The 23,780-nt window shown below is 54.3% G+C and carries 25 protein-coding genes, 1 other RNA gene and 1 other annotated feature; of the genes, 14 read left to right on the top strand and 12 right to left on the bottom strand.

Annotation, left to right across the window (positions count from 1 at the left end; translation table 11 throughout):
* Positions 1–9: 9 nt before the first annotated feature.
* Positions 10–873, bottom strand: a complete 864-nt coding sequence (gene tesB / locus P9J57_RS15510; RefSeq protein ID WP_013024900.1) for an acyl-CoA thioesterase II — start codon at positions 871–873, stop codon at positions 10–12.
* A gap of 192 nt (positions 874–1,065) precedes the next feature.
* On the opposite strand from tesB, the gene P9J57_RS15505 reads away from it, so the two are divergent.
* Positions 1,066–1,623, top strand: coding sequence for a YbaY family lipoprotein (locus tag P9J57_RS15505; protein WP_483279285.1), 558 nt, complete (start codon positions 1,066–1,068; stop codon positions 1,621–1,623).
* A 48-nt stretch (positions 1,624–1,671) separates the two neighbouring features.
* Here P9J57_RS15505 and P9J57_RS15500 read toward each other — a convergent pair whose 3' ends face one another.
* Positions 1,672–1,983, bottom strand: coding sequence for an MGMT family protein (locus tag P9J57_RS15500; protein WP_014606432.1), 312 nt, complete (start codon positions 1,981–1,983; stop codon positions 1,672–1,674).
* Positions 1,984–2,145: 162 nt separating this feature from the next.
* Between P9J57_RS15500 and ffs the strand changes: the two genes are divergently transcribed.
* Positions 2,146–2,242: signal recognition particle sRNA small type (gene ffs, locus P9J57_RS15495), an RNA gene on the top strand.
* Positions 2,243–2,380: 138 nt separating this feature from the next.
* On the opposite strand, the gene P9J57_RS15490 is transcribed toward ffs, so the two are convergent.
* From P9J57_RS15490 to P9J57_RS15480, 3 genes are all read right to left on the bottom strand, one after another.
* Complete coding sequence (locus P9J57_RS15490) at positions 2,381–2,596, bottom strand: HHA domain-containing protein (protein WP_013024903.1); 216 nt, start codon at positions 2,594–2,596, stop codon at positions 2,381–2,383.
* A 24-nt stretch (positions 2,597–2,620) separates the two neighbouring features.
* The gene (gene tomB, locus P9J57_RS15485) at positions 2,621–2,998 is read right to left on the bottom strand and encodes an Hha toxicity modulator TomB (RefSeq protein ID WP_015700827.1); all 378 of its coding nucleotides are present in this window, start codon (positions 2,996–2,998) and stop codon (positions 2,621–2,623) included.
* A 146-nt stretch (positions 2,999–3,144) separates the two neighbouring features.
* Positions 3,145–3,498 (bottom strand): hypothetical protein, encoded by a 354-nt coding sequence (locus P9J57_RS15480; protein WP_013024905.1) that lies wholly within the window; start codon positions 3,496–3,498, stop codon positions 3,145–3,147.
* Positions 3,499–3,851: 353 nt separating this feature from the next.
* Between P9J57_RS15480 and P9J57_RS15475 the strand changes: the two genes are divergently transcribed.
* The 3 genes from P9J57_RS15475 to P9J57_RS15465 are packed head-to-tail and all read left to right on the top strand — an operon-like array spanning position 3,852 to position 6,247.
* On the top strand, positions 3,852–4,520 hold the full coding sequence (locus P9J57_RS15475; protein ID WP_014606429.1) for a metal ABC transporter ATP-binding protein: 669 nt from the start codon (positions 3,852–3,854) through the stop codon (positions 4,518–4,520).
* Complete coding sequence (locus P9J57_RS15470; protein ID WP_013024907.1) at positions 4,517–5,356, top strand: metal ABC transporter permease; 840 nt, start codon at positions 4,517–4,519, stop codon at positions 5,354–5,356. Before P9J57_RS15475 ends, P9J57_RS15470 begins: the two co-directional genes overlap by 4 nt.
* Positions 5,357–5,368: 12 nt before the next feature.
* The gene (locus P9J57_RS15465) at positions 5,369–6,247 is read left to right on the top strand and encodes a metal ABC transporter substrate-binding protein (protein WP_013024908.1); all 879 of its coding nucleotides are present in this window, start codon (positions 5,369–5,371) and stop codon (positions 6,245–6,247) included.
* Between the two features lie 59 nt (positions 6,248–6,306).
* Here P9J57_RS15465 and ykgO read toward each other — a convergent pair whose 3' ends face one another.
* The 4 genes from ykgO to P9J57_RS15445 all read right to left on the bottom strand — a co-directional run bounded on the left by ykgO (position 6,307) and on the right by P9J57_RS15445 (position 11,383).
* Positions 6,307–6,447 carry a type B 50S ribosomal protein L36 gene (ykgO, locus tag P9J57_RS15460; protein WP_014606428.1) on the bottom strand — a complete coding sequence of 47 codons (141 nt, stop codon included), beginning with the start codon at positions 6,445–6,447 and terminating at the stop codon, positions 6,307–6,309.
* 11 nt (positions 6,448–6,458) lie between these two features.
* A complete protein-coding gene (locus P9J57_RS15455; protein ID WP_014606427.1) occupies positions 6,459–6,713 on the bottom strand; it encodes a type B 50S ribosomal protein L31 in 255 nt (84 codons plus the stop codon).
* Positions 6,714–7,011: 298 nt separating this feature from the next.
* Entirely contained in the window at positions 7,012–10,161 is a 3,150-nt protein-coding gene (locus P9J57_RS15450) for a multidrug efflux RND transporter permease subunit AcrB (protein WP_014593090.1), read from the bottom strand.
* A 16-nt stretch (positions 10,162–10,177) separates the two neighbouring features.
* Complete coding sequence (locus P9J57_RS15445; protein ID WP_013024912.1) at positions 10,178–11,383, bottom strand: efflux RND transporter periplasmic adaptor subunit; 1,206 nt, start codon at positions 11,381–11,383, stop codon at positions 10,178–10,180.
* A 142-nt stretch (positions 11,384–11,525) separates the two neighbouring features.
* Here P9J57_RS15445 and acrR point away from each other — a divergent pair, with 142 nt between their 5' ends.
* Positions 11,526–12,164 (top strand): multidrug efflux transporter transcriptional repressor AcrR, encoded by a 639-nt coding sequence (gene acrR / locus P9J57_RS15440; RefSeq protein ID WP_014593091.1) that lies wholly within the window; start codon positions 11,526–11,528, stop codon positions 12,162–12,164.
* Here the strand turns inward: acrR and rsmS are convergent.
* The gene (gene rsmS, locus P9J57_RS15435) at positions 12,161–12,316 is read right to left on the bottom strand and encodes a pleiotropic regulatory protein RsmS (RefSeq protein ID WP_013024914.1); all 156 of its coding nucleotides are present in this window, start codon (positions 12,314–12,316) and stop codon (positions 12,161–12,163) included. The genes acrR and rsmS overlap by 4 nt on opposite strands.
* 75 nt (positions 12,317–12,391) lie before the next feature.
* Positions 12,392–12,922 (bottom strand): primosomal replication protein PriC, encoded by a 531-nt coding sequence (priC, locus tag P9J57_RS15430; RefSeq protein ID WP_015700823.1) that lies wholly within the window; start codon positions 12,920–12,922, stop codon positions 12,392–12,394.
* Between the two features lie 57 nt (positions 12,923–12,979).
* Here priC and P9J57_RS15425 point away from each other — a divergent pair, with 57 nt between their 5' ends.
* The 8 genes from P9J57_RS15425 to P9J57_RS15390 all read left to right on the top strand — a co-directional run bounded on the left by P9J57_RS15425 (position 12,980) and on the right by P9J57_RS15390 (position 21,626).
* The gene (locus tag P9J57_RS15425; RefSeq protein WP_013024916.1) at positions 12,980–13,369 is read left to right on the top strand and encodes a DUF454 family protein; all 390 of its coding nucleotides are present in this window, start codon (positions 12,980–12,982) and stop codon (positions 13,367–13,369) included.
* Between the two features lie 152 nt (positions 13,370–13,521).
* Positions 13,522–14,073 (top strand): adenine phosphoribosyltransferase, encoded by a 552-nt coding sequence (gene apt / locus P9J57_RS15420; protein ID WP_014606425.1) that lies wholly within the window; start codon positions 13,522–13,524, stop codon positions 14,071–14,073.
* 157 nt (positions 14,074–14,230) lie between these two features.
* The gene (gene dnaX, locus P9J57_RS15415) at positions 14,231–16,201 is read left to right on the top strand and encodes a DNA polymerase III subunit gamma/tau (protein WP_116219512.1); all 1,971 of its coding nucleotides are present in this window, start codon (positions 14,231–14,233) and stop codon (positions 16,199–16,201) included.
* Positions 15,543–15,604 (top strand) — a sequence feature (DnaX frameshifting element). Its footprint overlaps the gene before it by 62 nt.
* A 56-nt stretch (positions 16,202–16,257) precedes the next feature.
* On the top strand, positions 16,258–16,587 hold the full coding sequence (locus P9J57_RS15410) for a YbaB/EbfC family nucleoid-associated protein (RefSeq protein ID WP_013024920.1): 330 nt from the start codon (positions 16,258–16,260) through the stop codon (positions 16,585–16,587).
* The gene (recR, locus tag P9J57_RS15405) at positions 16,587–17,192 is read left to right on the top strand and encodes a recombination mediator RecR (protein WP_013024921.1); all 606 of its coding nucleotides are present in this window, start codon (positions 16,587–16,589) and stop codon (positions 17,190–17,192) included. Before P9J57_RS15410 ends, recR begins: the two co-directional genes overlap by 1 nt.
* A gap of 104 nt (positions 17,193–17,296) precedes the next feature.
* Positions 17,297–19,165: a molecular chaperone HtpG gene (gene htpG / locus P9J57_RS15400; protein WP_170934917.1), complete on the top strand. Its 1,869-nt coding sequence runs from the start codon at positions 17,297–17,299 to the stop codon at positions 19,163–19,165.
* A 279-nt stretch (positions 19,166–19,444) separates the two neighbouring features.
* Positions 19,445–20,089, top strand: a complete 645-nt coding sequence (adk, locus tag P9J57_RS15395; protein ID WP_014606422.1) for an adenylate kinase — start codon at positions 19,445–19,447, stop codon at positions 20,087–20,089.
* A 235-nt stretch (positions 20,090–20,324) separates the two neighbouring features.
* Complete coding sequence (locus P9J57_RS15390; RefSeq protein WP_026021084.1) at positions 20,325–21,626, top strand: inosine/guanosine kinase; 1,302 nt, start codon at positions 20,325–20,327, stop codon at positions 21,624–21,626.
* Between the two features lie 54 nt (positions 21,627–21,680).
* Here the strand turns inward: P9J57_RS15390 and ybaL are convergent, their stop codons facing one another.
* A complete protein-coding gene (gene ybaL, locus P9J57_RS15385; RefSeq protein ID WP_022622652.1) occupies positions 21,681–23,378 on the bottom strand; it encodes a YbaL family putative K(+) efflux transporter in 1,698 nt (565 codons plus the stop codon).
* Between the last annotated feature and the right edge of the window lie 402 nt (positions 23,379–23,780).

Below are 23,780 nucleotides of genomic sequence, written 5' to 3'. Positions count from 1 at the left end.
CCCTTTTTACTATTCGCTGCGCTGGCGCATCACACCTTCCTGAACCGTTGACGCCACCAGTTCCCCTTGCCGGTTGTAAAACTCACCGCGTACAAAGCCCCGCGCGCCCGATGCAGAGGTGCTCTCCACGCTGTAGAGCAGCCAGTCGTTAAAATTCAGCTCACGGTGAAACCACATAGAGTGGTCAATCGTTGCCACCTGCATATCGGATTCCAGAAAGCCTTTGCCATGGGGCTGCAGCGCCACGGGCAAAAAGTTAAGATCGGAAGCGTAGCCCAGTAGATACTGATGGATGCGTAAATCATCGGGCAGCGTGCCGTTAGCCCGTATCCACACCTGACGCTGCGGTTTATCAACGTGGCCTCGTAACGGGTTGTGGATCTGCACCGGGCGGATTTCCAGCGGACGCTCGGCGATAAATTTCTCGCGCAGCTTTTCTGGCAGCATATGGGCCATTTTTTGCGCCATCTGCTGCTCGTTGGGGAGATTATCAGGCCCTTTCACCTGCGGCATGGGTTTCTGATGTTCAAAGCCGCTTTCCGGCGACTGGAAAGAGGCCGTCATATAAAAAATAGGCTGACCATTTTGAATGGCGCTGACCCGGCGGGCGCTAAAACTTTTACCGTCACGCAGGCTTTCCACGTCGTAAATAATCGGTTTCTGGCTGTCGCCGGGCCGGAGAAAATAGCTGTGGAATGAGTGAATGACGCGATCTTCCGGCACGGTCTGTTTGGCCGCAAAAAGTGCCTGTCCCACTACCTGACCGCCAAAGACCTGACGAAGGCCAAGATCTTCGCTCTGGCCGCGAAAGAGGCCTTCTTCGATTTTTTCCAGATGGATTAAATTAAGCAGATTTTCGAGTGCCTGACTCATGACGCTTTCCTGATAATAAGTATTTGCCTAAGTGTGAAAGATCCGACCAGTTTCCGTCAATCAGACTTTCGGTCTTTCATCCGACCAGGCAAACTTTTGATTTTGTGCCAACATTAAAGACATACGGCGAGTGAAACGCTGTAATGAAGATTCACTGCTAAAAATCATTTTGATCAAAAGGAGACGACATCAATGAAATTCTGGCATGTGTTAAGTGGCATAGCGATGGCGATGGCTCTCGCGGGTTGTGCACACAAAGGCAAACCGGTTCCAACCCCGACTTTAGGGTCAGCGGTTGCAGGACAAACAGCAACGATTGCTCAGCCTAACGTCAGTGGATCCGTCTATATTCGTCAGCGCATTGCGCTGCCGCCGAATGCTGCACTGACCGTGACGCTGTCAGATGCATCGGTTGCGGATGCTCCGTCGAAAGTGCTGTCCCAGCGCGTCGTGCGCACGGAAGGGAAGCAGGCGCCATTCCATTTTGTGCTGCCTTTCAACCCGGCCGACATTCAGCCTAATGCACGCATCCTGTTAAGCGCTGCCATTACGGTTGATGGCAAGATGGCCTTCATTACCGAAGAGGTTAAACCGGTGATCAATCAGGGCGGAACAAAAACCGATCTGGTGTTAGTACCGGTCCCCTCTATGGCGATGCCAACGCAGCCAGGCGCAGCCACGAGCGTACCGCCAACGTCACCGACGCAGGTTACACCGTCAGCCGCTGTCCCGGCACCGACGACCATGTAAGGCCTCAGGGCAACCCTATCAGGGCGGCATTGCCGCCGCCCTGACGCCTTAAAATCGCCAGCGATATTGGTCTAAATCAATCTCACCGGCGTCACTCACCTCAACGCCTTCCGCCTCCAGCGCATCTCGCTGACGAAATAACCGATCGCCCTGCAGCGAAATAGTACCGTGGCGATTAATCACCCGGTGCCAGGGAAGCGTACTGCCCTCAGGTAAGCGGCTTAAGACGCCACCGACCTGGCGCGCTGCTCTGGGCGAGCCCGCCAGCAGGGCGACGTCACCATAGGTTGTGACGCGGCCGGGAGGAATTGCGGCAACGATTTGCCAGATTCGCTGTTTGAAGCTGTCAGAGCTGTCCATAAACTTACCTGCCCGAGAAAAGGCGATAATTTTATCACATTGAGGGTTAATTATCGGCGATCGTACAAGAAACCAACGGTCATCCCGACCAGGCTTGCAATTGCCGGGGGCATCCCCGATAATGCCTGCGCTCTCGAAATGAGGGCTAGTCAATGGGGGCCCTGTTGGTTCTCCCGCAATGCTAGCTTGTGAACTCGGTCAGGTCCGGAAGGAAGCAGCCGCAGCAGGTGACGTGTGTGCCGGGATGTAGCTGGCGGGGCCTCCACCATTTCATCTCGTAAACATCCCTCTTCCCAGATGATAAACAGGCGAATCTCGCCTGGGCCGTTCCATTGCCGGCAGGCGAGTTGTGCAAAAACGGGCTGGTGAAATCAGATCAAACGTAATACAAAATAGGTTAGCGTACAAATTTCCAGACTGACACCGGGACTTTGTCATAGAGCTTGTTCATCGTCAGTTCAGCCAGGCGGTGATCGGCTGCTGAGTAAAATACTGCTAATTCTTCATCGGGTAATTCGTACTTATTTTTTTCAATTACGCGTTCCAGCGTGTCAATAGAACGACAGCGCCTCAGTCGCATCAAATAATCAGTTTTAGTTAGGGTTTTGTTCATAAATAAACCGTTCTCACGTCAGTACTATAATGAATGGCTTGGCTGTTGAAGAAAAGCGCACTCTTCAGTAAACACATTAAATAAACGTTTCGCTGAGCGTTGCCAGCGCTGAAGATCCTGAGTATTTACACTGTAGTTGCTAAACAACATAAAGGTATCATCAAGATATTCATCGATTTGGGTAATCAGTGCTTCGTCTTCAACGTGCTTAATTTTGTAATTCATGGTAAAAGAGGCGATGTGCTCAATCAAATCGTTTAGCTGTAAATTGCTTTCGGCAGTGGGGTCATTAACCCAGCCGTGATGACTGTCAGTTAATGTCGCCATGCTGTCGTCAAACAGATTCTCACACAAGTATTTAAGCTGGGCAATATCATGCCGTTTCGGTGAGTATTCGTCCATCTTTTTCCCCTCCGTAGCGAGCAAAGTTACCGCAAAGCGGCGCGATTAGGTGAAGCGGCCAGGAAGTGGTTATCGGGTTTGTAAATAACGGACTGAGTTAAGAATAGTGTAGAATCATTAGTTCTGCTCACCTCCATTACTAAATATTACAATTCATCGCCAGGTGAGGGGCGCTGATTCTCAATCGGCTCAAATACAAGCGCGGCAGGGCAGATACGGAAGCTGACTTGTTCATCTTGCGTAACGATTTCATTTAAATCCAGACACGGATTAAATAAATTCCACTGAAAATCGTAAAGTAACTTAAATCTATTCGTCTCTGTCATCTCAACAGCAATAACGCGTAAACTGCCTGGCACTAAGATGGCATTGGCTGAATACCACTGTAAATCGCCAACAAGTGAATCTGTTATTTTGAGAATATTCCGCTCTATAATTGTGGCTAATTTTGCGCAATCCGTTTCATCCTGCGCGACATCGCATTCAATTCTTACTGACATAGTCTGCTCATGAATAACAACTTATAAACCCATCATTGATGTTCTTCTGGCGGTTTGCAAGTAGTCCTCCACACATAATAAGGCCTCGTTGAGGGCAAATTTAAGCAAGTGGTTGATTCGTTGCTGCTTCTCTATAGCCCTTTTTATGGCAAATCGTGCGCTGGTTTATTTTTTGAAACACATTGCCGTGGTGATAACGCGACAACATCGGATATCATAGTTGTTATGTTATAACATTTTTTTGGTGCGGTGATGAATCAAAGTGGACTGTTAATGTCACTCGGAGGACGGTTAGCGGTGGCTCTCCTGTTAATCGCTGTTCTGGCAACAGCGATGTGGTGGGGAATGCAGCCGTGATAGCGTTGAGAAATCTACAGGTGGGTTATCAGGGGCAATCTGTCTCACCCGTTCTGACCACCCAGTTGCCCCAGGGCAGCATGACCGCGCTGATTGGTGCGAACGGAAGCGGAAAATCCACACTGATTAAAACCATCGCTGGCTTATTGCCGCCAGTGCAGGGGCAGTGTGAACTGCATCTTCCGCGCCGGGAAGTTGGCTGGCTGCCTCAGCGAAGCGAGCTGGAAACACGTTTTCCTTTAACCGTGTACGAGCTGGTTTCAATAGGTTGCTGGCCGCGCTGTGGCTGGTTTGGCGGAATCAACCGGCGCTTGCGTAAAGAAATTAGCGAGGCCCTGGAGGCGGTGCAGATGAGCGACTATGCCGATGCTCAACCTGCCACCTTATCCGGCGGACAGCTGCAGCGTGTGCTGTTTGCCCGGCTGATGCTGCAACGTAGTCGCCTGTGGTTGCTTGATGAGCCTTTTAACGGCATTGACAGCAAGACGGTAACGCTACTGATGTCCATCTTGCAGCAGCAGCAGCAGGCTGGCACCACGCTCATGGTGGTGCTCCACGATCGCCCGCTGGTTGAGCGTTATTTTAGCGATGTCTTGTCTATGGATGATGGTGCTCACCGCCGCAGTGTGATCGATGCCGCGCCCTTACGGAGCGTGGCGCCGTGACAATTATTCAGCCGTTTATTGAGTTCAGCTTTATGCGACGGGCGCTGGTGGCCTGTGTCGCGCTTGCATTTAGCGCCACCCCGCTAGGCGTTTTTCTCTCTCTGCGCCGCATGAGTCTGATTGGGGATGCCTTATCCCATGCCGTACTGCCCGGTGCCGCTATCGGCTATTTACTCTCCGGCTTGTCCCTGGTTGCGATGGGCGTGGGCGGGCTGATTGCCGGCCTGGCGGTGGCACTGCTGTCGGGTGCCGTGAGTCGTTACACGCCGCTCAAAGAAGATGCCAGTTTTGCTGGCTTTTACCTGGGCTCGCTGGCGCTGGGCGTCACGCTCGTCTCACTTCGCGGATCCAGCGTTGATCTGCTGCACGTTCTGTTTGGCTCCCTGCTGGCGGTGGATAATCCTGCGCTGGCGGTGGTCGGTGGTATCGCCGCGTTTACGCTGCTGATGCTGGCCGTCATTTACCGTCCTCTGGTCATTGATGCATTCGATTCCGACTTTCTGCGCGCACAGGGCAAATGGAGCGCGCCGCTGGTGCACGGTATTTTTCTGACGCTGGTGGTGCTCAACCTGGTCGCAGGTTTTCAGGTACTGGGAACCTTGATGTCGGTGGGGCTGATGATGTTGCCCGCCGCCAGCGCCCGTTTCTGGAGTCGTCACCTCGTCATCATGCTGGGCTCGGCCATGCTAATGGCCGTGCTGTCGGCGTTTGCCGGGCTGGTGCTTTCCTGGCACTTTTCACTGCCGGCAGGACCGGCGGTGGTGTTGAGTGCCGCAATGCTGTTCTTTCTCTCCATCTTAACAGGGCCGTGCGGTGGGATTTTGCGCCGCCATTAATCAGAGGTAGCTATGAAGATATTACCCATTAGTCTGGCAGTCGGTGCGTTAGTCATCAGTCCATTCTCTATGGCAAAAACGGTCGATGCGGTAGCGAGTTTTACCGTCCTGGCCGATATTGTGAAGCAAATTGGTGGCGATCACGTCCACGTGAAGAGTCTTGTCGGGCCAAATGGCGATCCGCACACCTTTGAACCGACACCACAAGACAGCGAAGCGCTGGCGAAAGCGGATGTGGTCTTCGTCAGCGGGCTGGGGCTTGAAGGCTGGATGAATCGTCTGGTGAGTGCCTCGGGCTATAAAGGTCAACCGGTAGTGGCGTCAACGGGCATTGAAACGCGGACGATGGAAGAAGATGGCAAAACCATCACCGATCCTCATGCGTGGAACAGCATGTATAACGGCACGATTTATGCCAAAAACGTGATGGATGCGCTAATCAAGGCCGATCCGCAGGATGCCGATGATATCCGTAAGCGCGGCGAAAAGTATATTCAGCAGCTACAGAAGCTGGACAGCTGGGCCAAAACGTCTTTTGCGGCTATCCCGCAGCAAAAACGCAAAGTGCTGACCAGCCACGATGCCTTTGGCTATTTTGGGCAACGTTATGGCGTTTCGTTCCTGGCACCTGTCGGTTTCTCAACGGAAGCGGAAGCCAGCGCCAGCGATGTCGCCAGCCTGATCACGCAGCTTAAGCAGCAGCATATTAAAACGTACTTTATGGAAAACCAGACCGATCCTCGTCTGGTGAAGCAGATTGCCAGCGCCACGGGCGCGAAGCCGGGGGGAGAGCTTTATCCTGAAGCGCTGTCAACGGCTTCCGGCCCTGCACCCACCTACGAGGCCGCTTTTAAACATAACGTAGAGGCGATGCTGAACAGCATGCGCTGAGCATAAAAAAAGCCGGAATGGCGGGTGAGCGACATTCCGGCTAAGGTTCACGACACACATCAACGTTTTTTCTTTCTTCCCTGTACGGCTTTAAAGCGCGGATTCGTTTTACAGATGATATAGATGCGGCCTTTACGGCGCACAACCTTGCAATCCCGATGGCGATTCTTCGCCGAGCGCAGCGAGCTTAATACCTGCATCATGTCCTCTCTTATCGGCGACCCAGAAAGCGGCCAAAGCGCTGGTTAAAGCGGGCAGTGCTGCCTTCTTTAGCAAAGTCTTTCTGCTTACCGGTATAAAACACATGAGATGCCGACGAGACGTCGAGCGTAACGTAAGGCAGGGTTTCGCCTTCAAACTCAACGGTACGATCGGTTTTGATGGTGGAACCGATTTTGAAATACACGTCAGCAGAAGTGTCGTGGAACACCACTGCACGATAGGTAGGATGAATATTCGCTTTCATGATTCTCACTAATGTAATGTTATACTATAACAATATTATGCGCCGCAGCCGATTCGATTGCAACCCTCCAAAAAGCAGGGAAAAACAGGGGCAGTAGGGGCAGTAACAATACAGCCCGGTGGCGATGCGCGTGAGACAGGCGGAAAAGAAATCCATAGCGGAGAGGGCGAGGTTCAGTCAGAGTTAAGCGGGCATCGGGCCCATCGGCGTGGCAGACAGAGAATGTGAGCAGTCAGGTATGAGAAGGCACGATGAGGACAAAAAAAAAGGCCGCTAACGCGGCCTTTATGTCTACGGATTAATGCGAGTGGTTATCGACAGGATGATCCTTTTCGATGTCCGCTTTCTTACCGAAGCGACGGCGCACCACCACAAAGAATACCGGTACAAAGAAGATTGCCAGCGCGGTGGCGGTCACCATACCGCCCATTACGCCCGTACCGACCGCATTCTGGGCACCTGAGCCTGCGCCGGTGCTGATGGCCAGAGGCAGTACGCCAAGAATAAAGGCCAGCGAGGTCATCAGGATCGGACGCAGACGCATACGACAGGCTTCAAGCGTCGCTTCCACCAGGCCTTTACCTTCTTTCTCCATCAGATCCTTCGCAAATTCCACGATCAGGATGGCGTTCTTCGCCGAGAGGCCAACGGTTGTCAGTAACCCCACGACAAAGTAAACGTCGTTACTCAGGCCACGTAAGGTGGTGAAGAGTAATGCACCGACCACACCGAGCGGAACGACCAGCATGACAGAGAACGGGATGGACCAGCTTTCATACAGGGCAGCAAGACACAGGAACACCACAATCAGTGAAATGGCATAAAGAGCCGGTGCCTGGTTGCCTGACAGACGTTCCTGATAGGACATTCCCGTCCAGTCAAAACCGATGCCGGTTGGCAGTTTAGAGGCCAGTTCTTCCATCAGATTCATGGCTTCACCGGAACTCTTGCCCGGTCCGGCCTGACCCAGGATCTCCATGGCAGGCAGACCGTTATAGCGTTCCAGACGCGGCGAACCATACTGCCAGTGTGCCGAAGAGAAGGCAGAGAAGGGCACCATCTCGCCGTTGCTGTTACGGACAAACCACTTATTGATGTCGTCCGGCAGCATACGCGCGTCGGCTTTACCCATCACGTACACTTTCTTCACACGACCGCGGTCAATAAAGTCATTGACGTAAGAGCCGCCCCACGAGGCTGCGAGCGTGGTGTTGATGTCACTGAGTGACACGCCCAACGCCTGCGCTTTCTCCTGGTCGATATCCAGCTTGAACTGCGGCGTATCTTCCAGGCCATTAGGGCGAACACCGACCAGCGTATCCGGATGCTGGGCAATCATGCCAAACAGCTGGTTACGCGCCTGTGTTAGCTTGTCGTGGCCCAGGTTTGCCTGATCGATCAGCTCAAAGTCAAAGCCTGTCGCGTTCCCTAATTCAATAATGGCCGGCAGGTTAAACGCAAAGACCATACCGTCTTTGATTTGCCCTAATGCCTGCATGGCACGTCCCTGTATAGCCGGGACTTTCATATCGCTGCTGGTACGCTCATCCCAGGGTTTAAGGCTGACGAAGGCGATACCGGTGTTCTGGCCCCGTCCGGCAAAACCAAAACCGGCAACGGTAAAGACCGACTTAACCGAGTCCTTCTCTTTTGTCAGGAAGTAGTCAGAAACCTGATCCAGCACCTTCTGCGTGCGTTCCTGGGTTGCACCCGCAGGCAACTGTGCCTGAGCCAGCAACAGGCCCTGATCTTCTTCCGGCAGGAAGGAAGAGGGGAGGCGCAGGAACAGAAACGCCATGCCCAGCACAATCAGCAGGTAAAGCAGCAGATAGCGACCGGTACCGCGAACGATATGGCCCACGCTGTCGACATAGTGATGCGTGCTCTTGTCGAACAGGCGGTTAAACCAGCCAAAGAAACCGGTGGTTTTGCCATGATCGCCTTTTTTCACCGGCTTGAGCATGGTGGCGCAGAGCGCCGGCGTCAGAATTAACGCAACCAGTACCGACAGCGCCATCGCTGAAACAATGGTGATCGAGAACTGACGGTAAATGACCCCAGTAGATCCGCCGAAGAAGGCCATAGGAATGAACACTGCCGACAGCACCAGGGCAATACCGACCAGCGCGCCCTGAATCTGTTCCATCGATCGCTTGGTGGCCTCTTTGGGCGGCAGCCCTTCTTCCACCATTACGCGTTCGACGTTCTCGACCACTACGATGGCGTCATCGACCAGCAAGCCGATGGCCAGCACCATCCCAAACATCGTCAGGGTGTTTATCGAGTAGCCAAAGGCGCTGATAATGGCAAAGGTACCCAGCAGAACAACAGGCACGGCGATGGTCGGAATCAGCGTGGCACGGAAGTTTTGCAGGAACAGATACATCACCAGGAACACCAACAGAATGGCTTCCATCAGTGTCTTCACTACTTCGAAAATCGAGATTTTTACGAAAGGTGTCGTGTCATAAGGGTAAACGACCTTCATACCCGCCGGGAAAGTGGGCTGCAGTTTAGCCAGCTCTGCCTTCACCGCCTCCGCCGTGTTCAGGGCGTTAGCGCCGGTCGCCAGTTTGATACCAATACCGGAAGCGGGTTTACCGTTATAACGTGCGATGATTTCGTAGTTTTCCCCACCCAGTTCAATCTGAGCCACATCGCGCAGACGAACCTGAGAACCGTCAGCATTCACCTTAAGCAGAATGTTGCCGAACTCTTTGGTCGAGGTCAGACGGGTTTGTGCAATGATAGAGGCGTTCAACTGCTGTCCCGGCACCGGTGGCGTGCCGCCTAACTGACCGGCAGCGACCTGGGCGTTCTGGGTTTTCAGCGCGTTGATAACGTCAACAGGGGTTAACTGATAGTTATTAAGCTTGCTGGGATCCATCCAGATACGCATGGCATACTGCGCCCCGAATACCTGGGTATCACCGACGCCAGGCGTACGGCTGATCGGATCTTTGATGTTTGAGGCAACGTAGTCAGAAATATCGTTCTGATTCATACTGCCGTCATCGCTGATAAAACCGGCGACCATCAGGAAGCTACTGGAGGATTTTTTAACCTGAATCCCCTGTTGTTGCACTTCCTGAGGCAGCAACGGCATGGCCAGTTGCAGTTTGTTCTGCACCTGAACCTGGGCGATATCGGCATCGGTGCCTGACTCAAACGAAATCGTCAGCGTCAGTGCGCCCGATGAGTCACTGCTTGATGACATATACATCAGGCCATCAATACCATTCATGTTCTGTTCGATGACCTGAGTCACCGAGTCTTGCAGCGTTTTGGCGTCAGCACCTGGGTAGTTGGCCTGAATCTCAATTGCCGGCGGCGCAACATTGGGATATTGCTCGATCGGTAATTTAAGAATCGATAACGCGCCCGCTAGCATCACGATAATAGCAAGAACCCACGCAAAGATGGGGCGATCGATAAAGAACTTAGCCATGTATCAACGGCTCCTGTTATGACGATGTTTTAGCAGACTGCGCTTTGGACGGATCGCCGCTGGCGGCTTTGGCATCATCGGTGACTTCTTTAGGCGTAACCTGCGCACCTGGTTTTGCGCGTTGCAGACCGGTAAAGATCACGCGCTCACCCGCTTTAAGCCCATCAGTCACCAGCCATTTGTCGCCAATAGCCTGGGCCGCTTTAATCTTACGTGCTTCAACCTTGTTATCCGCGCCCACCACCATGACAGAGGCATCGCCGGTTGGCGTACGGCTCACCGCCTGCTGTGGCACTAAAAGGGCGTTCGGGTTGGTGCCTTCCTCCAGACGAGCACGGACAAACATGCCAGGCAGCAACGCTTTGTCAGGGTTCGGGAAGATCGCACGCAGGGTGATGGATCCGGTGGTCTGGTCAACGGTCACGTCGGAAAATTCCAGCGTACCCGGCTGAGCATAGTCTTTGCCGTTTTGCATCAGCAGGGTGACATTCGCTTTGCCATCGTTCTGTTTCAGCTGACCCGATTCGAGTTCTGAACGTAAACGCAGGAAATCTTCACTCGACTGGGTGACATCGACATACATCGGATCAAGCTGCTGCACGGTTGCCAGCGCCGTAGTTTGCCCGCTCTGCACCAGCGCACCTTCCGTTACGGAAGACTTACCGATACGGCCGCTGATGGGCGAGGTGACTTTGGTGTAGGCAAGATTAATACGGGCGGTTTCCACATTGGCTTTGGCTGACTGAACCGCGGCATTGTTCTGCGCGGCGGTGGCCACAGCCGTATCGTAATCCTGCTGACTGATGTATTTAGTGCCGAGCAGCGGCTTATAGCGATTCACGGTAAGCTGCGCAATGCGTGCGTTAGCTTCCGCTTTCGCTAAATCGGCTTTAGCACTGTCGTAGGACGCCTGATAGGTCGCCGGATCGATCTGATACAGCGATTCCCCTGCTTTGATCTCTCCGCCTTCAATGAAGTTACGCTTCAGGATGATACCGGAAACCTGCGGGCGAACTTCAGCAATACGAAAAGCCAAAGTGCGGCCGGGTAATTCAGTCGAAATTTTAAGGGGTTCACTTTTAACCGTAACAACACCCACCTCAGGTGGCTGCTGCTGCTGGGCGGCCTGGTCGGATTTATTTCCGTCACATCCTGTTAACACGAAGCTGCCTGATAGCATCAGGACGGCCGCCAGAGGCGTTAACCCTCTGAATTTAGTCATAAATAAACCTCTAGAGTCCGATATCAAATGATCAATGGATCACAAAGCCAGGAACCCATTGCTGCGTAAGAGTGTAGGTCGTGCTATGGTACATACATTCACAAATGTATGTAAACTTACTCGATTGTAAAAAAAGTCCCCTATGGCACGAAAAACCAAAGCGCAAGCTCTTGAAACCCGGCATCAAATTCTTGACGCTGCACTTGCCCTTTTTTCTAAAGAGGGGGTTTCAGCCACTTCCCTGGCGGATGTCGCATCCGCAGCCAGCGTAACACGGGGGGCAATCTACTGGCATTTCAAAAACAAAGCCGATTTGTTGAACGAAATATGGCTTCGCAGTGATGCAGGGCTGGATGATGTGAAACTTGAGTATCAGACAAAATACCCCGGTGATCCACTTTCCATTCTGCGAGCGATGCTGGTGTATATCTTTCAGGCGACGGCCAGAGATCCTCAGCGCCGCGCGCTAATGGAAATTATCTTCCACAAATGCGAGTTTGTGGGGGAAATGGCGGCGGTAAAAAGCATTCAGCAAAGCCTGTTGCTGGAGCGTTACAATGAAATAGAAGACGTTTTGCGCCAGTGCATTGATGCCGGGCAGCTCCCGGAAACCTTCCAGACGCGTCAGGCCGCGCTGATTATGCGCGGCTACGTGAACGGCATGATGGAAAGCTGGCTGTTTACACCCGATAAGTTTGATCTGGTTACCGATGCGCCTGTGCTGGTTGATGCGCTGATTGATATGCTGCGCTTCAGCCCAACGCTGGCTAAAAAGGCCTAATCTTTACGCTGCGTGTCGCGCTTTCTTTCAAAGTCGCGCTGAACGATGGCCAGTGCAGACAGCACGGTTTCTACCGCGATCTGATTCTCTTCAAGCAGCTGAATGAGATCGACGGCCAGTTTGACCTCTTCAGGCGCCGTTTCCAGGGACATCTTTCCTCCTGAGCAGTTGTATCATGGGCCAGATAAGCGTGCCATCCGGGAATCCCCTCCAGCACGGATAGCGCATTAAGTGTTAAAGGCGCTGTTTGCCAGCGACATTGCCCACTCCACCGAACGGATGGCCTGTCGACAGCGTGCCATACGACCTTCGAGAACCTCCAGGTCTTTCTTCAACTGCTGCTGCACGGCCAGCGTTTCCGCCAGCGCCATTCGCTGTTCACGCTGGTCGATCATAGCCTGCAGTCGACGTTCATACTCGCGGTATTCCTGATATTTTCGCTGCCGGGAAGAGGGCTGAGCGCGCTCCTGTGGGCTACGCAACTGTTGGGTGCGGGCCTCACGTTGCAGAGCAGCAATCTGATCGACCAGATGGCTGGCCAGCCACTGGCTGCGGGCCACGTCACCGTTGGGCTGGCACAAACGCTGATAATTGTGTTCAATCTCCTGCAAATAATCTGCCAGCCGGGTGCCTTTGGTGGTAAAGAGCTGGCTGTCAAAGCGGGGGGAACGGCAGTGTCCATCAGGATGGCTGGCAATATCCTGTCGTAAATCAAGCATGCAGTTAAGCAGGCGTTGGTGTGCAGTGACGTAACTCATCGCCCGAGACTCAGGTATGCTAAGGTTACGGGACTGGAAACGCGCTGAGCGATGGTTATGCAACGCATAGTATTATTGACCCTTGGCTGGCTGGCGATTGTGCTTGGCATACTGGGTATTGTATTACCTTTATTACCCACCACGCCATTTATGCTACTGGCGGCCTGGTGTTTTGCCCGCTCCTCTCCCCGATTCCACTACTGGCTGCTCTGGAGATCGCCTTTTGGCCGTTATATCCGCCACTGGCAGCAGCATCGTGGCATGCCCCCCGGTGCAAAAAGCCGGGCGATGATCGTGATTGTAATAACCTTTGCGGTGTCTCTCTGGCTGGTTCCGCTGTGGTGGGTACGCGTCATGTTACTTATTATGCTGGCTGTGCTACTGCTGTTTATCGGGCGCATGCCGGTGGTGGCAGAAACGGCGGATGAACGTTTACCGCCGCGATAAAGTTGCAATTAGCCGACCATTTGCTTAGATTTGGGCCTCTTCGTGTGCAGCTTCCCATTATTCATGCCTCTTCGCTGAGCCTTTAACCCGGTGTTGGCGCTATTGAAGCTGCGCAAAACAGAACAGAATTTTTTTTTACCAGGCTTAAGATTATGACCGACACTGCGCAGCAGCTTGAACTGATTAAAAACAGTATCAAAAGTATTCCTGATTACCCGAAGCCGGGTATTCTTTTCCGTGACGTCACCAGCCTGTTGGAAGACCCAAAAGCCTATGCCGCGTCCATCTCGCTGCTGGTAGAGCGTTATCGCAATAAAGGCATCACCAAAGTGGTGGGCACGGAAGCGCGGGGTTTCCTGTTCGGGGCACCTGTCGCCCTCGGACTGGGGCTGGGCTTTGTTCCGGTGCGCAAGCCGGGCAAACTGCCACGTGAAACCTTCAGCGAAGCTTACGAACTGGAATACGGTACCGACCGACTGGAATTGCATAAAGATGCTATTCAGCCAGGCGATGTGGTGCTGGTGGTCGACGACCTGCTGGCAACGGGGGGCACGCTCGAAGCGACCATCAAACTGATTCGTCGTGCAGGCGGCGAAGTTAAGGACGCGGCATTTATTATCAACCTGTTCGATCTGGCAGGTGAAGCGCGTCTCAAGGCGCTGGGCGTTGACAGCTACAGTCTGGTCAATTTTCCCGGCCACTAACCCTCGCTTGCGGCCTCGTGCTCCGCCAGGCCGCACATCTTTCCCTGTTCAAGATAACGAGTGATAGGTGAAAGCGTAGCTGTTAGACTACTGCAATCATATACAGGGGTTGCAGTGCGTCTGCGCTCACATTTCCATCCAAATTCGTCGAAACCACATGAGCTATCAGGTACTTGCCCGAAAATGGCGTCCACAGGCGTTTGCTGATGTTGTCGGTCAGGAACATGTTCTGACGGCGCTGGCGAATGGATTGTCTCTGGGACGCATCCATCATGCTTATCTCTTCTCCGGCACGCGGGGCGTAGGGAAAACCACGATTGCCCGTCTGCTGGCAAAAGGGCTTAACTGCGAAACCGGTATTACCGCAACACCCTGCGGTCAGTGCGACAACTGTCGTGAGATTGAGCAGGGGCGCTTTGTCGATCTCATTGAGATTGACGCGGCCTCGCGCACCAAAGTGGAAGACACACGCGATCTGCTCGATAACGTGCAGTACGCGCCCGCGCGCGGCCGGTTTAAAGTCTACCTGATCGATGAAGTGCACATGCTGTCGCGTCACAGCTTCAACGCCCTGCTGAAAACGCTGGAAGAACCGCCTTCGCATGTAAAATTCTTGCTGGCCACGACCGATCCGCAAAAACTGCCGGTGACGATTCTGTCGCGCTGCCTGCAGTTTCATCTAAAAGCGCTTGAGGTCGATCAGATCCGCCAGCAGTTGGATCATGTTTTAGAGCAGGAGCAGATCGCGCGTGAGCCGCGCGCCCTGCAACTGCTCGCCAGAGCCGCCGATGGCAGCATGCGTGACGCGTTAAGCCTTACCGATCAGGCCATTTCAATGGGCGAGGGCAGCGTGACCAGCGCTACCGTGGGCACGATGCTCGGAACGCTTGATGATGAACAGCCGCTTGGCCTGCTCGAAGCCGTGGTTGAGGGCAATGGCGAACAGATGATGACGCTGCTAGCCCAGGCTGCTTCACGCGGCGTTGAGTGGGAAGCCCTGTTGGTTGAGATGCTGCGCCTGCTGCACCGGATTGCCATGGTGCAGCTCCTGCCCACGTCGCTCAATGACGATGAAGAGAGCAATGCGCTACGCCTGCGTGAGCTGGCGCGCGCGGTGCCACCGGCCGATCTCCAGCTGTACTACCAAACCCTGCTCATGGGGCGTAAAGATTTACCGCTTGCGCCCGATCGCCGCATGGGGATTGAAATGACATTGCTGCGCGCCCTGGCGTTCCATCCCAAGGCAGCCATCGCCGAACCGATCGCGCGGCCAACGCTGACGGCGCAGTCGGCACCGGCACCAGTGCAGAATGTCGCTGCCCAGCCCGCTGAAAAGGCGCCCGCGGCGCAGCCGCAAATGGCCGCGCCGGAACCGGCTGTCAGTCAGCAGGCCGTGCCGCCGGCTTCGCCCGATCCGTCACTGTCCAGCTCCACCAGCCAGCTCCTGCAGGCGCGCACGCAGTTGCTGCGCCAGGGAGCAAACAAAGCAAAAAAGAGTGAGCCGGCAGCGCCAGGTGCGCGGCCGGCCAACTCTGCGCTGGAACGACTGGCCTCTGTTACCGAACGCAGCCAGCAGCGAGTCCGAGACAGCGCGCCTGCGGCACCGGTAAAAAAAGAGGCTTACCGCTGGAAAGCACAGACGCCAGTGACAGAGGTCGCTGAGCCGGTCGCGACGCCAAAAGCCTTGCGTTCTGCGCTGGAGCATGAGAAAAATCCTGAGCTGGCCGCGCGACTGGCGGAAGAAGCCCAGCAGCGCGATGCATGGGCGGCAGAGGTCGCGGGCTTACCGCTGCCTAAACTGGTTCAGCAACTGGCGCTGAATGCATGGAAAGAAACCACGGATAACGGCATTTGCCTGCATTTACGTTCCGGTCAGCGCCACCTGAATTCCGCGTCGGCGCAGCAGGCCCTGAGCGCCGCGTTAAGTCAGGCAGCAGGCCATCAGGTTGAACTGTCGGTTATTGAAGACGATAATTCTTCGGTATTGACGCCACTGGAGTGGCGTCAGGCCATTTACGAAGAGAAGCTGGCGCAGGCGCGTCAGTCAATCTTGAGTGACACCCACATTCAAACCCTTCGTCGCTTTTTTGATGCCGATTTGGATGAGGAAAGCATTCGACCCGTTTGAACACGCTGCAACGGTCTGAATAAACCGCGTTGTAGCCTCAGCAGAGAGAGAAAACTATGTTTGGTAAAGGCGGATTGGGCAACCTGATGAAGCAGGCCCAGCAGATGCAAGACAAAATGGCCCAGGTTCAGGAAGAAATTGCCGCCCTGGAAGTCACGGGTGAATCAGGTGCAGGCATGGTCAAGGTCACGATCAACGGTGCTCACAACTGCCGCCGGGTAGAAGTCGATCCGAGCCTGCTTGAGGACGACAAAGACATGCTGGAAGATCTGATTGCCGCCGCATTCAACGATGCCGCTCGTCGCATTGACGAAGTGCAGAAAGAGAAAATGGCCTCTGTCTCTTCAGGCATGCAGCTGCCACCAGGCTTCAAGATGCCGTTCTGATGCAAACCAGCCCCCTGCTAGAGTCTTTAATGGAGTCGCTGCGCTGTTTGCCGGGCGTTGGGCCTAAATCGGCCCAGCGTATGGCGTTTCAACTGCTACAGCGCGATCGGAGTGGCGGAATGCGGCTGGCGCAGGCCCTGACCCGGGCGATGTCGGAAATCGGCCACTGTGCCGATTGCCGCACCTTCACCGAGCAGGAAATTTGCACCATTTGCGCCAATCCCCGGCGTCAGCAAAATGGTCAAATCTGCGTGGTTGAGAGCCCGGCAGACATCCATGCTATTGAGCAAACCGGGCAATTTGCCGGCCGCTATTTCGTGTTGATGGGGCATCTTTCGCCGCTGGACGGCATTGGTCCAGCCGATATTGGTCTTGACCGACTGGAACAACGGCTGGAAAACGAAACGCTTCACGAAGTGATTCTGGCGACCAATCCCACGGTTGAAGGTGAAGCTACCGCGAACTACATCGCTGAATTGTGCGGACAGTATGGCGTCGACGCGAGCCGTATTGCGCATGGGGTTCCGATGGGCGGTGAACTGGAAATGGTCGATGGCACCACGCTGTCCCACTCCCTGGCCGGTCGTCAAAAGATTAAATTTTAAACGCTTGCCGGTGTTGTGAAAGACACCGGCTTGAAAACCTCTCATTTATCCCCACATCCTCCTCAACGTTCGTTAAATCTGATTCTGTTGAGGTAGCAATGACCATGAAAGGACAAGAGACTCGTGGCTTTCAGTCAGAGGTAAAACAACTTCTGCACCTGATGATCCATTCTCTCTATTCAAACAAAGAGATTTTCCTGCGTGAGCTGATTTCCAATGCTTCGGATGCGGCAGATAAACTGCGCTTCCGCGCGCTGTCTGATGCCAGCCTGTATGAAGGCGATGGCGACCTGCGCGTGCGTCTCTCTGTGGATAAGGACAACCGTACCATTACGCTGAGCGATAACGGTATCGGCATGCGTCGTGATGAAGTGATTGAAAACCTGGGCACCATTGCTAAATCAGGCACCAAATCTTTCCTGGCGTCTCTGGGCTCAGACCAGGCGAAAGACAGCCAGCTGATCGGTCAGTTTGGCGTAGGCTTCTATTCGGCGTTTATCGTGGCCGACAAGGTCTCTGTGCGCACCCGTGCAGCGGGCGCGGCAGAAGACGAAGCTGTCTTCTGGGAATCCGCGGGTGAAGGGGATTACACCATCGCGGATATCAGCAAAGCCGAACGCGGTACCGAAATTACCCTGCACCTGCGCGAGGGCGAAGATGAGTTCCTTGATAGCTGGCGCGTACGCAACATTATCAGTAAGTACTCCGATCACATTGCCCTGCCGGTAGAAATCGAAAGCAAAGACGAAGAGACCGGCACCACCACCTGGGAGAAAATCAACAAGGCCCAGGCGCTGTGGACGCGCAACAAAGCTGACATCAGCGATGAAGAGTACAACGAGTTTTACAAACACATCGCCCACGATTTCAGCGATCCGGCTATCTGGAGCCACAACCGTGTGGAAGGTAAACAGGAGTACACCAGCCTGCTTTATATCCCGGCGCGTGCGCCGTTCGACATGTGGAACCGCGATCATAAACATGGCCTGAAACTGTACGTACAGCGTGTGTTTATCATGGATGATGCTGAGCAGTTCATGCCGAATTACCTGCGCTTCGTGCGCGGCCTGATTGACTCAAACGATCTGCCGCTTAACGTATCGCGTGAAATCCTGCAGGACAGCCGGGTAACCCAGAGCCTGCGTGGCGCGCTGACCAAGCGTGTGCTGCAGATGCTGGAGAAACTGGCAAAAGACGACAGCGAAAAATACCAGACCTTCTGGAAAGAGTTCGGTCTGGTACTGAAAGAAGGCCCGGCGGAAGATCACGCGAATAAAGAAGCGATTGCTAAACTGTTGCGCTTTGCCAGTACCCAAAGCGAAGGCGCGGCGCAAACCGTTTCGCTGGAAGAATACGTCAGCCGCATGGTAGAAGGTCAGGAGAAGATCTACTACATCACGGCCGACAGCTATGCCGCCGCCAACAGCAGCCCGCATCTGGAGCTGTTCCGTAAGAAAGGCATCGAAGTGCTGCTGTTGTCCGATCGCATCGACGAATGGATGATGAGCTACCTGACCGAGTTCGACGGTAAAGTCTTCCAGTCTGTCAGCAAAGCCGATGACGCACTGGATAAGCTGGCCGACGAAGAGACGGAAGAGCAGAAAGAAGCTGAAAAAGCGCTGGAGCCGTTTGTTGAGCGCGTGAAAACGCTGCTGGGTGAGCGCGTGAAAGAAGTGCGTCTGACGCACCGCCTGACCGATACGCCGGCGATTGTGACCACGGATGCGAACGAGATGACCACGCAAATGGCCAAACTGTTTGCTGCGGCAGGTCAGGACGTGCCGGAAGTGAAATACATCTTTGAAATCAACCCCGATCACCAACTGGTGAAACGCGTGGCGGATACCCAGGATGAAACCCGCTTCGGTGAGTGGATAGAGCTGTTACTGGATCAGGCGCTGCTGGCCGAGCGCGGCACGCTGGACGATCCTAACCAGTTTATCCGCCGTATGAATCAGTTACTGACGGCGTAAGCCAATCAAAACCGGTGGCAAGGTCCACCGGTTTTTTTTTGCTTAAGTGCATCGCCTGATTTCAGCGAGCCGTTTTGTTGCGCAAACGCCATGAAATGCATTCAGCCTAAGCCGCCAGTCCGAAAATGCCCTTTCGCTGACCTGACGCACTGCTATCACGCGCTAAAGCCAGTACACTAAACTTTCCTGACCCGCCGCTTCCTTGTGGTGGGCGGGTCATAATGGTATGTTCTTCCGCTTCTCAGATTCATCAATGCGATTCGCAAGGGGATTTACGCAATGCGTATTATTCTGCTCGGAGCTCCGGGCGCAGGTAAGGGGACTCAAGCCCAATTCATCATGGAGAAATACGGCATTCCGCAGATCTCCACTGGCGACATGCTGCGTGCAGCGGTTAAAGCTGGCACCGAACTTGGCAACCAGGCGAAAGCCATTATGGATGCCGGTAAGTTGGTTACTGATGAGCTGGTCATTGCGCTGGTTAAAGAGCGCATCACCCAGGAAGATTGCAAAAACGGTTTCCTGCTTGATGGTTTCCCACGCACCATTCCTCAGGCTGACGCAATGAAAGAAGCCGGTATTAAAGTGGACTACGTGCTGGAGTTCGCCGTACCGGACGAGCTGATTGTTGAGCGTATCGTAGGCCGCCGTGTTCACGCGCCATCAGGCCGCGTCTACCACGTCAAATTCAATCCACCGAAAGTGGAAGGCAAGGATGACGTGACCGGTGAAGAGCTGACCACGCGCAAAGACGATCAGGAAGAAACGGTGCGCAAACGTCTGGTGGAATACCATCAGCTGACTGCGCCGCTGATTGCTTACTACAGCAAAGAAGCGGAAGCGGGGCACACCGCGTATCACAAGATCGACGGTACGCGCAACGTGTCCGACGTGAGCGCAGAGCTGGCTAAGATTCTCGGCTAAGCGGATTGGGGCTGGCCAGGCTGGCCCCTTTTGCCCTCAACGCGTTGACTTCCCCCCTGTGTCTGTTTCTCTCCTCTTCCTGCATGCTGCTGGACAGAAGGCCGAGGTTCGCCTGGTGCTAAATACAATGGCAGAACATACTGAGTTGAGTATGCAGTGGGTTCACTTGCGACAGTAAAGTCACGACATAGAATGTGATATGCTTCTCTGCCTGTTTTTCCTCACGGCAGTTACCATGAAATTTCCCGGCAAACGTAAATCCAAACATTACTTCCCCGTTAGCGCCCGCGATCCGCTGTTACAGTCCTCCCAATTTGATAGTGAAGACGGCAGTTGGGTGGTCGGCATCGATCAGACGCTGGTCGATATCGAAGCCAAAGTTGACGACGCCTTTCTTGTTCGCTACGGCCTGAGCGCTGGTCATTCGCTGGTTATCGACGATACCGTGGCGGAAGCGCTGTATGCGGAACTGATGCGTGACGAACTGGTGACCCACCAGTTTGCGGGCGGCACAATTGGTAATACGCTGCATAATTTCTCGGTGCTGGCGGACGATCGTTCCGTACTGCTGGGGGTGATGTGCAACAATATCCAGATTGGCGGTTATGCCTACCGCTATCTATGTAATACCTCCAGCCGAATGGACCTGAACTATCTGCAGGGCGTTGACGGTGCGATTGGCCGCTGCTTTACGCTGATTGGCGACCAGGGCGACCGCACCTTTGCTATCAGCCCGGGGCAAATGAATCAGCTCAGGGCGGAAAACGTCCCTGAAGACGTTATTGCGGGCGCCTCTGCGCTGGTGCTGACCTCCTATCTAATCCGCTGCGAGGCGGGCGAGCCCATGCCTGAGGCAACGTTAAAGGCCATTGAATACGCCAAACGCCACAACGTGCCCGTGGTCCTGACGCTGGGCACCAAACACGTCATCGGCGACAACCCGCAGTTCTGGCGCGATTTTCTGCGCGATCACGTTTCAATTGTGGCCATGAACGAAGAAGAAGCCCTGGCGCTGACCGGCGAAGCCGATCCTCTGCTGGCATCGGATATGGCGCTGGAATGGGTTGACCTGGTGTTGTGTACCGCAGGGCCGACCGGATTGTATATGGCGGGTTATACGGAAGAGGCGTTCAAGCGCAAAACGAATCATCCGCTGCTGCCTGGCGCGATTGCGGAGTTCAACCTTTACGAATTTAGCCGGGCGATGCGTAAACAGGACTGCCAGCAGCCGCTACGCATTTTTTCTCACATCGCCCCTTATATGGGCGGCCCGGAAAAGATCATGAATACCAACGGAGCAGGGGACGGCGCACTGGCCGCATTGCTGCACGATATTACGGCAAACAATTATCATCGCCGCAACGTGCCTAATTCCAGTAAGCATGCGCGCGCTTATCTCACCTATTCGTCCCTGGCGCAGGTTTGCAAATATGCGAACCGGGTAAGCTATCAGGTGCTGAACCAGCATTCTCCCCGACTGACGCGCGGCCTGCCCGAGCGGGAAGACAGCCTGGAAGAGTCCTACTGGGATCGTTAAGCCGGAAAGACAAACTGCCCCTCAGCAACGCTGCCGCTGCTGAAGGGCAGGTCATTAGCTGTTGCCTTCACAGGCGAGCCTGGTGTGCTCCTGCTCAAGGTTTTCCTGCAGTTTCTGAATGATGCTGGCGGCAATCTCGCGTTCGCCCATCACGACATGGTTTGCGCCACGTTCCAGAATGTACTCCACCTCATCATCATAATGGGCATGCACAATGATGTTGATGTCCGCTTTTTTCTGGCGGGCGGCGGTAACGATTTCCCCCACCTCATATCCGTTGGGAATGGTGATGAGCAGCCAGGCTGCACAGTCCACACGGGCTAACTCCAGCGTGTTTGCGCGGGCAGCATTGGCCAGCACGGCCCGAATGCCCTGATCGCGTAGTGCTTTGACGCGAGGAATCGAACTTTCGACCACCACCACCGGAATATTGAGCGCCATCAGTTGCTCACACAGCAGGTTGCCGACGCGACCATAGCCAACGATTACCGCGTGATGGCAGATATCCACCGGAATCTGTTGTTCTTCTTCTTCCAGCGCCTCTTCGAGCGTCTGCTGCTCCATCGTTTCGTTCTTAGACAGATAGCGCCCCAGCAGGGTAAACAGCACCGGGTTGAGCATGATAGAAAGAATGGCGGCAGCCAGCACCAGATTACGGCCCTCTTCATCCAGCAGCCCCAGGGAGATCCCCAGCCCGGCAAGAATAAAGGCAAACTCGCCGATTTGCGCCAGGCTGACCGAAATGGTCATCGCGGTGCGGCGTGAATGACCCAGCAGCGAGACCAGAAACCACGCCGCGGCAGATTTTCCTATCACGACGATCACCAGTGCCCCCAGCACCGCCAGCGGTTCTTTCACCAGGATCATCGGGTCGAACAGCATCCCGACAGACACAAAGAACAGCACCGCAAAGGCATCACGCAGCGGCAGCGTGTCGCGGGCGGCGCGCTGGCTTAACTCGGACTCGTTCAGCACCATACCGGCAAAGAAGGCCCCGAGGGCAAAAGAGACGTCAAAGAACTCGACGGCGCCAAACGCAATGCCCAGCGCCAGGGCTAATACGGCCAGCGTAAACAGCTCACGTGAACCCGTTGCGGCACTTTTCGCGAGGATCCAGGGCACGGCACGGCGACCGACGACCATCATTAACACCATAAAGGCGGCGACTTTACCGATGGTCCAGAGCAGGTCCCATATCACCAGGCTGGCGCTGGCGTTACCCTGTTCCATCATGCCGGCAATCGCGGGCAGCAGGACCAGCGTAAGCACCATGACCAAATCTTCAACAATCAACCAGCCAATAGCAATCTGGCCGCGCTGGCTTTCAATAAGCTGACGCTCTTCTAATGCGCGCAGCAACACCACGGTACTGGCGGTAGAAAGACACAAACCGAACACTAAGCCCGTCATCCAGGACCAGCCCATCGCCCACGACATCAGCATTCCCAGTAAGGTCGCCACAGCGATCTGTGCGATAGCGCCGGGAATGGCTATCCGCTTTACCGACATCAGATCCTTCAGTGAGAAGTGCAGGCCGACGCCGAACATCAGTAGGATAACGCCCAGCTCTGCGAGTTCCGGTGCCAGATTGGTATCAGCCACAAACCCCGGCGTAAAAGGGCCAGCCAGTACGCCCGCGACTAAATAACCCACTAGCGGCGAAATGCGTAACCGATTTGCCAGCATTCCAAGGAGAAAAGCCAGGACCAGAGCCCCGACGATAGTCGTAATCAACGGTGTGGTGTGATGCATGCCAGTCTCCATGGGTATAAATGTGTCCGCTTGTAACAAATGAGTCTAATGCATATCGGAAAGGATCGCTGAATAATTTGTGGGATTAACAGAAAAAATTATGCAAATACGAGAAAAATGCAATCGGAAGGCTGTTTTTATCACTTATCCCTGTCATCGGCTGGTTTAGCGCTTCATCAGGAACAGAACGGAATAAGTTTACGCCCGTTAAATGACACAGACGTGACGCCAATGATGCGCGAATGCGCTATAAACCGTCACCAACCGGAACCAGCGTGAGATTTGCTAAGGCCAGTCAGCCTCACAAGCGTAATAGCGGTTTTTTCAGATTGAAGCAGCGGTACCATCGCTGTGCTGGATGTCGGGTAAAAACATCGTGAAAACAGACTATTGTGCCGAAGC

The sequence above is a fragment of the Pantoea sp. nfd-35 genome (assembly GCF_056892255.1).
Note: the sequence above shows the minus strand (reverse complement) of the source record. Positions and strands in the feature narration are given on the sequence as shown.